The sequence below is a fragment of the Pseudomonas xionganensis genome, from assembly GCF_009763245.1.
Classification (GTDB): domain Bacteria; phylum Pseudomonadota; class Gammaproteobacteria; order Pseudomonadales; family Pseudomonadaceae; genus Aquipseudomonas; species Aquipseudomonas xionganensis.
Window position 1 is genome coordinate 1,335,999 of record NZ_WKJZ01000001.1, and the last position, 14,290, is coordinate 1,350,288.

Consider the following 14,290-nt stretch of genomic DNA (forward strand, 5'->3'; position numbering starts at 1 on the left):
GGATGTCGCCTCAGCCCGCCAGGTGCCAGGCCTGCCAGGCGGCATAGAGCGCCAGGGCCAGAAAGGCGCAGGCGGCCAGGCGGCGGATCAGGGTCAGCGGCAGGCGTTCGGCGGCGAAGTTGCCGGCCAGCACCACCGGGACGTTGGCAATCAGCATGCCCAGGGTGGTGCCGAGAACCACCAGGACGAAGTGCGGGTACTGGGCCGCCAGCATCACCGTGGCGACCTGGGTCTTGTCGCCCATTTCGGCAATAAAAAAGGCAATCAGGGTGGTGAGGAAGGGACCGTATTTCTTCAGGCCTGAGGCTTCGTCATCGTCCAGCTGGTCCGGGATCAGGGTCCAGGCGGCCACGGCAACAAAGCTGGCAGCGAGTATCCAGCCCAGGGTCGACGGCGAGAAAAAGCTGGCGACCCAGTTGCCCACGGCGCCGGCGGCAAAGTGATTGGCCAGGGTGGCCACGACGATGCCCCAGATGATCGGCCAGGGCCGGCGAAAGCGCGCGGCCAGCAGCAGGGCGAGCAATTGGGTCTTGTCGCCGATTTCGGCCAGGGCCACGATCAGGGTGGGGATAAACAGGGATTCGAGCATGGGCTTTCCTAACGGGGCGGGTCGACACGGCTATGACACGTACAACCTTCCCGCCCCGGGTCAGGTGTGCGTGTCATAGGTCTTGTCAAACCCTGGGCTCCTGGCGGAACCACGGGTCGCACGCGCCATGCTCTGTGGAGCAAGTATGTTGACGGGTGCCGGGCAAGCTTGAGCTTGCGGGAGACTACTCCCCTAGGACGGGCGCATTCTGCCCAGCTTCGGGGTATTGATCAAGTCAGTTTCTCTGCGCCCGGTAGATTCTGAAACCATTGGCCTCGGCCAAAGTCTGGCATGGGCCCAGGTGCTGCTCGATCAGGGGCGGGTATTTGAGAAAGCTGTTGGCCACCAGGCGCAACTCGCCGGTTTTCTGCAGGTGCGCGGCCGCCTGCCGAAGCAGATTTTCGGTGGCCTGGTAATGGGTATGCACGCCCTGGTGGAAGGGCGGGTTGCTGAGGATGGAGCTAAGCCCGCGGGGGGCGGCGTCGATGCCGTCGCCGGCAATCACCTCGGCCTCCAGGCCATTGGCGGCCAGGGTCAGACGGCTGCTGGCAATAGCGAAGGCGTCCACGTCAAGCAGGCTGACCTGGCTGTCTGGATAGCGGCGTTTGAGCGTGGCCCCCAGCACTCCGGCGCCGCAGCCAAAGTCCAGCAGATGACCTGCCGGCAGTCTATTTAGATGTTCCAGCAGCAGGGCGCTGCCCACATCCAGGCGACCGTGGCTGAACACGCCCGGCAGGCTGACGACCTTGAGCGGGCCATCGGCCAGGGGCAGCTCATAGTGGCGGGCCAGGCTTTCCAGCTCGGGGCTGGCGGGCGTCTGTTCAATGCGTACCTGCCACAGTTGGCAGTGGCGGGCGCTGTCCAGTTTGCGTGGTTTGCCGAAGGCGCTCAGCTGTTTGGCGGCGCGTTCGATACCGGCGCGTTTTTCGCCCACCAGAAACAGTTCGCCCCCGGGCAGGCGTGCGGCCAGGCTATTGAGCAGGTAGTCGGTCAGCTCCCTGGATTTGGGTAGAAACAGCACGGCGCCCTGGAAGTCGGTTGCAGGCGGGCTGACAGCAAACTGGCAGCGTCCGGCAAATCGTGTCGCCAGCTGCGCCTGCTCCCCGGCATGCCAGCTCCAGCCCTGGGCCTCGGGCAACTGGCCGAGCAGGTCGTCGGCGGGTAGACCGGCCAACAGCAGAGGGCCCTGGAACAGTTCGGCCTGGCGCAGCAGTACTTCGCTTCGTGGGTCCATGGGCACCTCTGGCTGGAAAAAAGGCGCGTAGTTTACCCGTTGACCAGGCGAATGGGCGCGCCAGTGCTGTAGGCGCGGGTATTTTCGGCCAGCTGGCCGACGATACGCTGACGTGCCTCACGGCTGCCCCAGGCGCTGTGCGGGGTGATGATCAGGCGCGGGATATCCTCGTCCAGCAGCGGGTTGCCATCCTTTGGTGGTTCCTGGGTCAAAACATCACAGGCTGCGCCGCCCAGGTGACCGGCGCGCAGGGCGTCAGCCAGGGCCTGCTCGTCCACCAGACCACCTCGTGCGGTATTGATCAAGAAGGCCTGGGGTTTCATCAGGCTCAACTCTTTAGCGCCGATCAGGCCCAGGGTGTGTTCGTTAAGTGGGCAGTGCAGGCTGAGGGCGTCCACCTGCGGCAGCAGTTTATCCAGGGGCAGGCGATCGTCCCGGGGTGGGCGTCCCGGTAACTGGCCGAGCAGCACGCGCATGCCAAAGGCCTCGGCCAGGCGCGCCACCGCGCTGCCCAGCTCACCATGGCCGAGCAGGCCCAGGGTCTTGCCGTGCAATTCGACTATGGGGTGATCCAGCAGGCAGAACTGGCTGGCCTGCTTCCAGCGTCCGGCACGGATATCGCGCTGGTAATCGGGCAGGCGAGTAGCCAGGGCGAGCAGTAACATCAGGCTGTGCTGGGCTACCGAGGGCGTGCCGTAGCCCTGGCAGTTGCAAACGGCCACGCCATGCTGGCGAGCGGCGTCAAGATCAATGGGATTGGTGCCGGTGGCGGCCACCAGCACCAGTTTCAGCTCGGGGCAGGCGGCAAAGACTTCGGCGCTCAGCGGCACCTTGTTGCTGATGGCGACGTGTACACCCTGCAGGCGTTCGATCACCGCATCGGGACTGGTCTGGCTGTGCAGCGTCAGCTCGGCGAAGCAGTCATATAGGGGCGTCAGGTCAAGGTCGCCCAGATCGAGAGAGGCATGGTCAAGGAAGACGGCGCGCAGACTGTTGTTTATCAACTGTATCTATCCTGGGGGGTTGGGCAGGTTTTACAGTGGCGAGCCTAGCAGAATCCTCATGTGCCCCGGAGCGCTCTATGTACTGGACAGAATTTTTCACCGTGGCGTTGATCCATCTGCTGGCGGTGGCCAGTCCGGGGCCGGACTTCGCGATTGTGCTGCGTGAAAGCGTGGGGTTTGGGCGGCGGGCCGGGATCTTCTGCGCCCTGGGGGTGGGGGCCGGAATCTTTATCCACGTCGCCTATTCACTGCTGGGCATCGGTTTGATCGTGTCGCAGTCGATTGTGCTGTTCAATGCGCTGAAATGGCTGGCGGCGGCTTATCTGCTGTATATCGGCATCAAGGCGTTGCGGGCCCGGCCAGCAGCCGCCGGTAGCGGCGAGATCAGTCTGGATGCCGATGCGCGCACGCCCGCCAAGGCCTTTTCCGTGGGCTTTATCACCAATGGCCTGAACCCCAAGGCCACGCTGTTTTTCCTTTCCTTGTTCACCGTGGTGATCAACCCGCAAACGCCGCTGGCGATTCAGGCCGGCTATGGTCTTTATCTGGCCGTGGCCACGGCCCTGTGGTTTTGCCTGGTGGCGGTGCTGTTCAGCCAGGACCGGGTGCGCGCAGGCTTTGCCCGCCTGGGACACTGGTTTGACCGGGTGATGGGGGCTGTGCTGGTGGGGTTGGGCGTCAAGCTGGCGTTTAGCGAGTTGCGCTGAAAGAGCGGCGCAGCCTCAGGCAAAGGCAGGGGGTATCTGAGCGCGTGTAGGATGCGCCATGCGCACCACCGCATCCCCGGGGTTTTCGGTGCGCATGGCGCACCCTACAGATAAGAAAACGGCAGGGCGCAATACCCTGCCGTTTTGCCTTACAGCAGTTCCACTGCCACGGCTGTGGCTTCACCACCGCCGATGCACAGCGAGGCGACGCCGCGCTTGCCGCCGGTGTTCTTCAAGGCATTGATCAGGGTCAGGATGATTCGCGAGCCGGTGGAACCGACCGGGTGGCCCTGGGCGCATGCGCCGCCATAGACGTTGACCTTGGCATGATCCAGACCGTGTTCACGCATGGCCAGCATGGTCACCATGGCGAAGGCTTCGTTGATCTCGAACAGGTCGACGTCGTCCTTGCTCCAGCCGGTCTTCTTGAACAGATTGCTCATGGCGCCGATGGGGGCGATGGTGAACTCGCTCGGGTCCTGGCTCTGGGTGGCGTGGCCGACAATTTTCGCCAGCGGCTTGAGACCGCGCTTGGTGGCTTCTTCAGCCGTCATCAGCAGCAGGGCGCTGGCACCATCGGAGATGGAGCTGGCGTTGGCCGCGGTGATCGAGCCGTCCTTGCGGAAGGCGGGCTTGAGGCCAGGGATCTTCTCCAGGTTGGCGGTCAGTGGCTGCTCATCGTCCTTGACCAGCACGTCACCCTTGCGGCCACTGACGGTGATCGGCACGATCTCGGCATCCAGGGCGCCGCTGGCGATGGCAGCCTGAGCACGCTTGAGCGATTCGATGGCGTAGGCATCCATTTCTTCGCGGGTGATGCCGTACTGGTCGGCGGTTTCCTGGGCGAAGGAGCCCATCAGACGGCCGGTGCGGGCATCCTCCAGGCCGTCGAAGAACATATGGTCCTTGATCTCACCGTGGCCCATGCGCAGGCCGGCGCGAGCCTTGGTCATGATGTAGGGAGCGTTGGACATGCTCTCCATGCCGCCGGCGATCATCACGCTGTTAGTACCGGCCTTGAGCAGATCATGGGCCAGCATCACCGCCTTCATACCCGAGCCGCACAGCTTGTTGATGGTGGTGCAGCCGGTGGCGGTAGGCAGGCCCGCGTTCAGCGAGGCCTGGCGTGCCGGGCCCTGCTTGAGGCCGGCGGGCAGTACGCAGCCCATGATCACTTCTTCGACATCGGCGGCGGCAATGCCGGCACGCTCGACCGCGGCGCGAATGGCGGCTGCGCCCAAATCAACCGCAGGCACGCTCGACAGGCTGCCCTGAAAGCCGCCCATGGGGGTGCGGGCGCCGCTGACGATCACAATCTCGGACATCAAAAAATCCTCTTGTAGAGCGGAATAAATAGTCGCTGTCGCCCCCGATTCTACTGCGTGACCGGAAATGGCCAAAGAGTCATCCGGCAAATCATTCTTTGGGCTGATTTGGCAGGCCGTACGGCGCTCTAGATTGGCTGCACTGAAAAACCGACAAGAAAGGTATCGCCATGCTGCAGACCCGCGTGATCGCGCCCGCCGACAACGCCCATTCATCGCCCCTGTTGATCAAGCGCCTGCTGCTGTCCGGCAGCCGCTACGAGAAAACCCGTGAGATCGTCTACCGCGATCAATTGCGTTACAGCTATGCCACCCTCAATGAGCGTATCGCGCGGCTGGCGAATGCCCTGACCGCAGCCGGGGTCAAGGCCGGCGATACCGTGGCGGTGATGGACTGGGACAGCCACCGTTACCTGGAGTGCATGTTCGCCATCCCCATGCTCGGCGCGGTGCTGCACACCATCAATATCCGCCTTTCCGCTGATCAGATCCTCTACACCATGAACCATGCCGAAGATAAGTTCGTGCTGGTCAACAGCGAGTTCGTGTCGCTGTACAAAGGCATCGAAAGTCAGCTGACCACGGTGGAAAAGACCATTCTGCTCACCGATGCAGCCGACAAGAGCGCCGATCTGCCCAACCTGGTCGGCGAGTACGAGAGCCTGCTGGCCGCCGCCAGCCCCAGCTATGACTTCGCTGATTTTGACGAGAACTCGGTAGCCACCACCTTCTACACCACCGGTACTACCGGCAACCCCAAGGGGGTGTACTTCACCCATCGCCAGCTGGTCCTGCACACGCTGTCGATGGCTGCCACGGTCAGCGCCCTGGACAGCATCCGCTTGCTGGGTAATGCCGATGTCTATATGCCCATCACGCCGATGTTCCATGTGCATGCCTGGGGCGTGCCCTATGTGGCCACCATGCTCGGGGTCAAGCAGGTGTATCCGGGGCGCTACGAGCCGGAGTTGCTGATGAAGCTGATCCAGCAGGAAAAGGTCACCTTCTCCCACTGCGTACCGACCATCTTGCAGATGCTGATGAACACCCCCAGCGCCAAGGGGCACGATTTCGGCGGGTTGCGCATGATTATCGGCGGCAGTGCCCTCAATCGCGCCCTGTATGAAGCCGCCAAGGCCACAGGAATCCAGCTGACCGCCGCCTATGGCATGTCGGAAACATGCCCGCTGATCTCCTGCGCTTATATCAACGAAGAGTTGCTGGCGGGGACGGAGGATGAGCGCACGACCTACCGGATCAAGGCTGGTGTGCCGGTGCCGCTGGTTGAGGCCGCCATCATGGGCGCCGATGGTCAGCTGTTGCCCAGCAATGGCGAGGCCCAGGGCGAGCTGGTGCTGCGCGCGCCCTGGCTGACCCAGGGGTATTTCCGTGAGCCGCAGAAAGGTGAGGAGCTGTGGGAACACGGCTGGCTGCATACCGGCGACGTGGCGGCCATCGATAGCATGGGCTTTATCGAGATACGCGATCGCATCAAGGATGTGATCAAGACCGGCGGCGAGTGGATCTCCTCCCTGGAGCTGGAAGACCTGATCAGTCGTCACGCCGCCGTGCGCGAAGTGGCCGTGGTAGGGGTGGCCGATCCGCAGTGGGGCGAGCGACCCTTTGCCTTGCTGGTGCTGCGTGAGGGGCAGAGTCTGGATGCCAAGGGGCTCAAGGAGCACCTGATCCCCTTCGTGGAGATGGGCCATATCAATAAGTGGGCGATACCGACTCAGATTGCCCTTGTTACCGAAATTCCCAAGACCAGTGTCGGCAAGCTGGACAAGAAACGTATCCGCGTGGATATCGCCCAATGGCAGGCGGCCGGCAGCGCGTTTCTGTCCACGCTCTAGGTGCAGGGCTCGGGCGCAGCTAAGTCTGCGTCTGAGTCACGGCTATCGGTCTGCGGGCCTTGCCGCTGCTGGATTCTCTGCGGTTTAAGGGATGCCCAGAGGCTGGTTGCGGCCGACAGGCTTGAGCCACATTTTGTTGGCCATTTGGCAACTGTACAAATCGTTACGCGTGACTATTGGGTCAAACAAGCGTTTGGCTTGGTAATTGCTGCTAACCCCATATTCTGGACCTTGCCGCCGGTGCCTCGCACCCAAACCCGCAGGCCAGAGTGCCTGGGAGCTGCAAATCACACTTTCGAGGGATCATGCAGCAGTACCCGCTGGCTATAGTCCGCACCATCCATAACAAAAAACACATGGAGTAGCGTCGATGACAAAAACACAGCAAATCTGGCGCCTGGCCAAACTGCCCCTGGCAGTCAGCCTCGCCACCTCTCTCGCCGCACCTGCGTTCGGCGTTACTTTCAATATTGGTGAGATCGAAGGTCAGTTCGATTCGTCCCTGTCGGTGGGCGCAAGCTGGTCGGTGCGTGGGGCGGATCCAGATTTGATTGGCGTCAACAATGGTGGCAAGGGTCTGTCTCAGACCACCGATGACTCGCGCCAAAACTTTAAAAAGGGTGAAACCTTTTCCAAGATATTTAAGGGTATCCACGATCTGGAACTGAAGTACGGTGACACCGGTGTTTTTGTTCGCGGCAAGTACTGGTATGACTTTGAAACCAAAGATGAAAGCCGCCTGTTCAAGGACATCAGTGACAGCAATCGCAAAGAAGGGGCTCAGGCTTCCGGTGCCCAAATTCTTGATGCCTTTGTTTACCACAACTATGCCATCGGCGATCAGCCGGGCAGCGTGCGCTTGGGTAAGCAGGTGGTCAGCTGGGGTGAAAGTACTTTTATCCGTAACAGTATCAATGAAATCAACCCGGTTGATGTATCCGCCTTCCGTCGTCCGGGTGCCGAAATCAAGGAAGGCCTGATTCCGGTCAATATGTTCTATGTGGCCCAGAGTCTGACTGAGAACCTCTCCATGGAGGCGTTCTATCAGCTGGAGTGGGACCAGACTGTTGTAGATAATTGCGGTACGTTCTTTGCTCAGCCAGATATTATTGCAGACGGTTGTGATGATAACTTGCGCTTGCTAACCAATGATCCTAACGCAGGCGCGCTTATTAATGGTCGCTTGGCTGCTCTTAATGCTTTAACCGGTGGTTTACTGCCTAATCGACCTGACTTGGCAATTGACCAAAACTTTGAGGGTACTCTTGTTCCTCGCGGTGGAGATCGTGATGCCCGTGATAGTGGTCAATGGGGCCTAGCCTTCCGCTATATGTTCGAGCCTATTGATACTGAGTTCGGCCTCTACTTTATGAATTATCACAGTCGAACGCCTGCTTTTAGTGCATCGGCTCCAGGCTTCGATGTTTATCAATCTGCAGCTGCTGCAGTCGCCGGTTTGCCAGCTCAGTTCGGACCTTTAGCCGCGCTTGCGGTCGCCGGGAACTCCGAGTACTTCCTTGAGTACCCTGAAGACATTCGTCTTTATGGTTTGAGTTTTGCGACTACGCTGCCAACCGGAACTTCGTGGGCGGGGGAGCTGAGCTATCGTCCTAATGCGCCAGTTCTTTTGAATACGACAGATATCTTGTTTGCAGGCGTTGGGCCGCTAGCGGATGTGAACCCGGCGTTTGCTTTATTTGGTAACGCATCTCTGCTCGATGGGGCGGCTGGTTCTGATCTGAATGGTTATCGCCGTAAGGAGATTACTCAGTTTCAAACTACGTTCACGCATTTCTTTGATCAAGTTATGGGCGCTAGTCGCTTAACTTTGGTTGGTGAGATTGGTGTCGTTCATGTCGGTGGGCTCGAGTCCACTAGCGAAGTTCGCTATGGGCGTGATCCAATATTTGGACCGGGTGCCCTCCCTGATACAAATGGTGTCAATACCTGCCAGGCGCTTAACCAATCAACCTTGGCGGGCGCAGTGGGTAATACTAACTTCGATAACCTCACCGAGCACTGTAATAATGATGGCTTCGTAACTTCCACCGCTTGGGGTTACCGCGCCCGTGCCATCTGGGATTACCCGAACGCTTTCGCCGGTGTAAACCTGAAGCCCAGTGTTTCCTGGTCCCATGACGTTGATGGTTACGGTCCCAATGGCCTGTTTACCGAGGGCGCCAAGGCGATCAGCCTGGGTCTGGATGCCGATTACCAGAACACCTACTCCGCCAGCCTGTCCTACACCGATTTCTTCGGTGGCAAGTACAACACCTCGGTTGATCGCGACTTCGTCGCCCTCAGCTTTGGCATGAACTTCTAAGCGGACTGGAATTTTGAGGAACACTATGACTATGAAAACAACAAAAGGTCTGCTGCAAACTGGCGCCCTGGCTCTTACGCTGCTGGCCAGCAGCGTAATGGCGGCGGTATCGCCTGATGAGGCTGCCAAGCTGGGCACTACTCTGACGCCGGTCGGCGCGGAAATGGCGGGTAACGCCGATGGTTCCATCCCGGCCTGGACCGGTGGTCTGCCGAAGAATGCCGGTACCGTGGACTCTGCTGGCTTTCTGGCCGATCCCTTCCCCAGCGAGCAGCCGCTGTTCACCATCACCGCGGCCAACGCCGAGCAGTACAAGGACAAGCTGACTCCGGGTCAACTGGCCCTGTTCAAGCGTTATCCGGAAACCTACAAGATGCCGGTATTCCCGACCCATCGCTCGGCCAGCATGCCGGACTTTGTGCTGGAAGCGGCCAAGCGTAACGCCGTCAACACCAAGATGGTTGAAGGTGGCAACGGTCTGGAGAACTTCGAGCAGGCCATTCCGTTCCCGATCCCGAAAGACGGTCTGGAAGCCATCTGGAACCATATCACCCGCTACCGCGGCGGCAGCGTGAAGCGTCTGGTCACCCAGGCGACTCCGCAGGCCAATGGCTCCTACAGCATGGTTTACTTCCAGGACGAGTTCACCTTCCGTGGTGCGCTGAAGGATGCCGATACCAGCAAGCCGAGCAACGTGCTGTTCTACTTCAAGCAGCGTGTAACCGCTCCGTCGCGTCTGGCCGGTAACGTGCTGCTGGTTCACGAAACCCTTAACCAGGTGAAGGAGCCGCGTCTGGCCTGGCTGTACAACGCCGGTCAGCGTCGTGTGCGTCGTGCTCCGCAGGTGTCCTATGATGGTCCGGGTACCGCCGCTGATGGTCTGCGTACTTCCGACAACTTCGACATGTATAACGGTGCTCCTGACCGTTATGACTGGGTCCTGAATGGCAAGAAGGAAATCTATATTCCTTACAACAGCTACCGTCTGGATTCGCCGAAGCTGAAGTATGACGAAATCATCAAGGCTGGCCATATCAACCAGGATCTGACCCGTTACGAACTGCACCGTGTATGGCATGTGACCGCGACCCTGAAGTCGGGCGAGCGCCACATCTATGCCAAGCGTGACTTCTTCATCGATGAGGACACCTGGCAGGCTGCGCAGATCGACCACTACGACGGTCGCGGTACCCTGTGGCGTGTAGCTGAGGCGCATGCCCAGTACTACTACGACAAGCAAGTACCGTGGTACAGCGTTGAGACCCTGTACGACCTGCTGTCCGGTCGTTACCTGGCTCTGGGTATGAAGAACGAGGAGAAGAGCGCCTACGAGTTCGACTACCCGGCCAAGGAAAGCGATTACACCCCGGCGGCTCTGCGCCAGGCGGGCGTGCGCTAAGTACGGCTGTTGCAACACAAGAACCGGCCCCCAGTGGGCCGGTTTTTTATTGGTGTCGCTTAAATAGTCTGGAAAGTAGGGCGTTGTACGCGGCACAGCTGCCGCATCGTCGATGTACTAGGTCAAGCTTGGGAGAGAGGTTTTGCGTTGACCGGCATAGGGGGCTTCAAATGCGCCCGGCAAGGCGCTAGGCTGCTGAGCATTGGTAGTGCCCCTGCCTGTCGACTACAAGAACCCGGTTGATGACTGATCTGTTTCGCATGCCTGGCTTGGTTTCTTCGCCCGTTACGGTGGGTGGGCATTTTTTTCGCCCGCCTTTGCCCGCAGGCTATGTGCCCCGCCCTCATCTCTGTGAGCACTTGCTATCCGGCTTGGATGGGCGGCTGCTGCTGATCAGCGCTCCGGCGGGTTTTGGCAAAAGCTCCCTGGCCATTGAGTTTTGCGAGGCGCTGCCGAGCCATTGGCAAAGCCTGTGGCTGGGCTTGAGCGAGCGCGACAGCGATCCGGGGCGCTTTCTTGAGCGCGTCCTCAGCGGCTTGCAGCAGTTTTTCCCACAGTTGGGTGAGGAGGCCATGGGGCTGCTGCGGTTGCGCCAGCGCCATCAGCCTTTTGCGTTCGAGGAGTGGCTGGACAGTCTGCTCGATGAGCTGGTGCTGCGCCTTGAGCCGAGCCGTCCGGTGCTGGTGGTGGTGGATGACTATCACCTGGCCCAGGGGGCGGTTCTCGACCGTTGCCTGCAGTTTTTCCTCAATCATCTGCCGCCGGGCCTGTTGTTGCTGGTCACCAGCCGTCAGCGTCCTGACTGGCATCTGGCCAGGTTGCGGCTGTCGCGGCAGCTGCTGGAGCTACATGAGCAGGATCTGCGCCTGAACGATGCCGAAAGCGCCGAGCTGCTCGCCCGTCAGGGTGCTCGCCTGACGGAAGAGGAACTGCATACCCTGTTGCAGCGCAGCGAGGGCTGGGTCGCCGGACTGCGCCTGTGGTCATTGACCGCGCAGGAGGCTCAGGAGGGGGCGGGGTTGCTACCCATGCCCCATGGCGGTGAAGGCCTGATTCGCGATTATCTGCTGGAAGAAGTGATCGAGCGGCAACCGGCCGAGGTGCAGGCCTTTCTTTTCGAAACCGCCAGCCAGGAACGCTTTTGCGCCGAGCTGTGCGATGCCCTGCGCGACAGCTACGACAGTGCGGCCATTTTGCAGCATTTGCAGGCGCATCAGGTGTTTCTTGTGCCCCTGGACGAGCAGGGCAAGTGGTTTCGTTACCACCACCTGTTTTCCGATTTGTTGCGCAGTCGCCCCAGTGCCGGCCTGACTCAGGCGACCTCTAGCCTGCACTTGCGCGCCTGTCGCTGGTTCAGCACTCAGGGCCTGCTGGATGAGGCCATCGAACAGGCCCTGCGCGCCGGGCAGCCGGATGTGGCGGCCAATCTGGTGCAGAGCCTGTCCGAGGAGCAGTTGCTGGCGGAGCAGAATGTGGCCACCCTGCTGCGTTGGAAGATGCACCTGCCCGACAGTCTGCTGGCCAGCACGCCGCGCCTGATTCTGCTGTACAGCTGGGCACTGGCGCTGGCCTGCCAGCTGGATGCGGCGCAGGAGTTGTTGAGTCAGTTGCAGCGATTTTTGCCGGCTGCCAGCGAGGCCGAGCAGCAGGGGTTGCTGGCTCAATGGCTGGCCTTGAGCGGAGTGATCGCTCGCGGTCGTGGTGAAACGGCGCGGGCTCAGCAGTATTGCAGCGAGGCATTGGGATGCCTGCCAGAGGATCGCTATGGCCAGCGCCTGATGTGCCTCTCCAGTCTGGCCAATCTGGCCATTGTTCAGGGCGATCTGTGGCGCGCGCGAACCTTAAACCGGGAAGCCCTGGACTCTGCGCAGCGCGTCGGTAATCCGTTGTTTGAGGCGCTGGCTCATTATGACCGGGCCCGTGCGCTGCAGGCCCGGGGCGAGGTTCAGCGTGCCTTGCAAGAGGTGCAGCGAGGTTTGTTGCGGCTCAGTGGCCTGTCTGGCCCGCGCCAGTATGCGATTCGTGCCCGCCTTACGCTGTACGAGGGCTTTCTGCTGAGTCTGCGCCTGCAGCCCAGGCAAGCTCGGGAGCGCTTGTTGGCAGGTATCGTCGAGGCGCGGGCCTGTCGTGATATCAGCTTGTTGATCGGTCATTGTGTGCTGGCCAACATGGAGGGGCGGGCCGGCGATCTGTCTGCCGCCCATGCCCATCTGGCCGAGGCCGAGCGGTTGATGCACATCTGGGATATCCCCCCCATCTACTACCTGGCGATGATTACACTGTGCAAGTGCGAGCTTTGGCTGTTGCAGGGGCAGACGGACCTGGCTGGCATCTGGTTAAGCCGCCTGGCGCAGACCTACAGCGGTGAGAAAGCGGCGGCCGCGCCGGAGTTTCACCCTTATCTGCCCTGGCATGTGGACTTGCAACAGGCGCGTCTGGAGCGCCAGCGCGGTCAGCTGGCCGAGGCCGAGCGCCGTCTGCGAGCGTTGATTGAGCGCGCCCGTGGCACGGGGGGGCAGTTGCTGCAGGCCCTGGCCCTGACCCAGCTGACCTCGCTGCTGCTGGACACCGGAGCGGAGCAGGAGGCGAGGCAATACCTTGCCCAGGCATTGGAAGCGTCCTCCGGCGGCGGCTTGTTGCCTTTCCATGAACTGCTGGTGGCGCAGCCCGACTGGTTGCGCGGCCAGCTACTGGGCCTGCCGGACTCGGCGCTGCGGGCGGCCTTGTTGGCTGAATTGCCGCGGGCCTGTGCCGCGGCCCCATTATCCGCGGAGCAGAACGCTGCTGTGGTTGAGGCGCTGAGTAGTCGGGAACTGGCGGTGCTGCAACTGATCGCCCAGGGCTGTTCGAATCAGGAAATCAGCGAGCGCCTGTTTATTTCCCTGCATACGGTGAAAACCCACGCCCGCCATATCAACAGCAAGCTGGCCGTGGAACGGCGCACCCAGGCGGTGGCGCGGGCCAAGGCGCTGGGGCTGCTGGCCTAATCAGCGGGTAGCGAAAGATCCAGCGGTCGGGGCTTGGGCTTGGCCTGATCCGCTGCGCTCAAAGTGGCCTGCATATCGACCTGCAGGCCCTGTAGCACCGGCACCAGTTCGGCCATGCTGGTGCGTACTTCGGCGTAGGCATGCTGCTCGGCCAGCTTGGCACTGCGCTCTAGCAACTGCTCGCGTACCTCGCTGCTCAGGTGGATAAACAGTTCCGGCAGCAGCCTGCCCAGTTCGGCGCTGTACAGCACCAGTTCGTCGCGGGCGAAGTGCCGGGTCAGGCCCAGGTAGTCCAGCGCGCTGGAGATCAGCATGGCGGCGGCCGCCTTGGTTTCATGCAGGCCCTGCAGGCGCACCGGGTTGCGCTGCTCGCTCTCGGCCAGGGTCATCCAGAATTCGGTGGTCAGGGTGAACAGCACCGCCTGCTGACGCAGTGAGTAGCTCATCAGGCCCAGGGCCTCTGCACCATAGGGTTGCTGGGCGGCCTTGAAGTCGAAATACAAGCGCATCAGCTCCTTGAGGCGGAACAGTGCTTCGCGGGCTTCGTTTTGCCTGAGTTCAAGGGGGGCGTAGATATTCAGCTGCGGGCGGAAATTTTCCTCGCTGACCATGCGCTGGTAGATCGGCCCGGTGAACTCGCCGCTGCGTCGGGGCAGGGCATTGGCCTGGGTGCGGTCGATAACGCTGAGCGCCTCTAGCAATTGCTGATAGTCGGCACTGTTCCAGGGCTTGTGAATGTCGGGGATCTTCTGTCCCAGATAAAACAGCTCTGTGGCCTGCAGGGGAAGGGCGCACACCAGCAAAAGGATGGCCAGTAATGAGTAGAGGCGGCGTGTTAGCGTGAGGCGCACGGCAGGATCCAGCAGAGA

At 61.0% G+C, this 14,290-nt stretch carries 10 protein-coding genes; 5 read left to right on the plus strand and 5 right to left on the minus strand.

All coding sequences use genetic code 11. The features are described 5' to 3' along the window. Positions 1-10: 10 nt before the first annotated feature. The 3 genes from GJV18_RS06115 to GJV18_RS06125 all read right to left on the minus strand — a co-directional run bounded on the left by GJV18_RS06115 (position 11) and on the right by GJV18_RS06125 (position 2,824). Positions 11-589: a TMEM165/GDT1 family protein gene (locus GJV18_RS06115; RefSeq protein WP_160343815.1), complete on the minus strand. Its 579-nt coding sequence runs from the start codon at positions 587-589 to the stop codon at positions 11-13. A 235-nt stretch (positions 590-824) separates the two neighbouring features. After that, positions 825-1,823 carry a class I SAM-dependent methyltransferase gene (locus GJV18_RS06120; RefSeq protein WP_160343816.1) on the minus strand — a complete coding sequence of 333 codons (999 nt, stop codon included), beginning with the start codon at positions 1,821-1,823 and terminating at the stop codon, positions 825-827. Between the two features lie 32 nt (positions 1,824-1,855). Next, positions 1,856-2,824 carry a 2-hydroxyacid dehydrogenase gene (locus tag GJV18_RS06125; RefSeq protein WP_160346007.1) on the minus strand — a complete coding sequence of 323 codons (969 nt, stop codon included), beginning with the start codon at positions 2,822-2,824 and terminating at the stop codon, positions 1,856-1,858. An 80-nt stretch (positions 2,825-2,904) separates the two neighbouring features. On the opposite strand from GJV18_RS06125, the gene GJV18_RS06130 reads away from it, so the two are divergent. Next, positions 2,905-3,534, plus strand: coding sequence for a LysE family transporter (locus GJV18_RS06130; protein WP_160343817.1), 630 nt, complete (start codon positions 2,905-2,907; stop codon positions 3,532-3,534). A gap of 149 nt (positions 3,535-3,683) precedes the next feature. Here GJV18_RS06130 and GJV18_RS06135 read toward each other — a convergent pair whose 3' ends face one another. After that, a complete protein-coding gene (locus GJV18_RS06135) occupies positions 3,684-4,859 on the minus strand; it encodes a thiolase family protein (protein ID WP_160343818.1) in 1,176 nt (391 codons plus the stop codon). Positions 4,860-5,029: 170 nt separating this feature from the next. On the opposite strand from GJV18_RS06135, the gene GJV18_RS06140 reads away from it, so the two are divergent. The 4 genes from GJV18_RS06140 (at position 5,030) to GJV18_RS06155 (ending at position 13,421) form a co-directional block, all read left to right on the plus strand. Continuing rightward, positions 5,030-6,712, plus strand: coding sequence for a fatty acid--CoA ligase (locus GJV18_RS06140; RefSeq protein WP_160343819.1), 1,683 nt, complete (start codon positions 5,030-5,032; stop codon positions 6,710-6,712). Between the two features lie 370 nt (positions 6,713-7,082). Then, positions 7,083-9,035, plus strand: coding sequence for a DUF1302 domain-containing protein (locus GJV18_RS06145; protein WP_160343820.1), 1,953 nt, complete (start codon positions 7,083-7,085; stop codon positions 9,033-9,035). A gap of 31 nt (positions 9,036-9,066) precedes the next feature. Beyond that, positions 9,067-10,434 carry a DUF1329 domain-containing protein gene (locus GJV18_RS06150; RefSeq protein WP_160343821.1) on the plus strand — a complete coding sequence of 456 codons (1,368 nt, stop codon included), beginning with the start codon at positions 9,067-9,069 and terminating at the stop codon, positions 10,432-10,434. Positions 10,435-10,676: 242 nt separating this feature from the next. Continuing rightward, positions 10,677-13,421, plus strand: coding sequence for a LuxR C-terminal-related transcriptional regulator (locus GJV18_RS06155; protein ID WP_160343822.1), 2,745 nt, complete (start codon positions 10,677-10,679; stop codon positions 13,419-13,421). On the opposite strand, the gene GJV18_RS06160 is transcribed toward GJV18_RS06155, so the two are convergent. Continuing rightward, entirely contained in the window at positions 13,418-14,272 is an 855-nt protein-coding gene (locus GJV18_RS06160) for a hypothetical protein (RefSeq protein ID WP_160343823.1), read from the minus strand. The two genes, GJV18_RS06155 and GJV18_RS06160, sit on opposite strands and share 4 nt — an antisense overlap. Positions 14,273-14,290 lie beyond the last annotated feature (18 nt).

Coding starts and splice junctions, on each gene's coding strand:
- GJV18_RS06115 (WP_160343815.1), bottom strand. CDS start 589: ATGCTCGAATCCCTGTTTATCCCCACCCTGATCGTGGCCCTGGCCGAA.
- GJV18_RS06120 (WP_160343816.1), bottom strand. CDS start 1,823: ATGGACCCACGAAGCGAAGTACTGCTGCGCCAGGCCGAACTGTTCCAG.
- GJV18_RS06130 (WP_160343817.1), top strand. CDS start 2,905: ATGTACTGGACAGAATTTTTCACCGTGGCGTTGATCCATCTGCTGGCG.
- GJV18_RS06135 (WP_160343818.1), bottom strand. CDS start 4,859: ATGTCCGAGATTGTGATCGTCAGCGGCGCCCGCACCCCCATGGGCGGC.
- GJV18_RS06140 (WP_160343819.1), top strand. CDS start 5,030: ATGCTGCAGACCCGCGTGATCGCGCCCGCCGACAACGCCCATTCATCG.
- GJV18_RS06145 (WP_160343820.1), top strand. CDS start 7,083: ATGACAAAAACACAGCAAATCTGGCGCCTGGCCAAACTGCCCCTGGCA.
- GJV18_RS06150 (WP_160343821.1), top strand. CDS start 9,067: ATGAAAACAACAAAAGGTCTGCTGCAAACTGGCGCCCTGGCTCTTACG.
- GJV18_RS06155 (WP_160343822.1), top strand. CDS start 10,677: ATGACTGATCTGTTTCGCATGCCTGGCTTGGTTTCTTCGCCCGTTACG.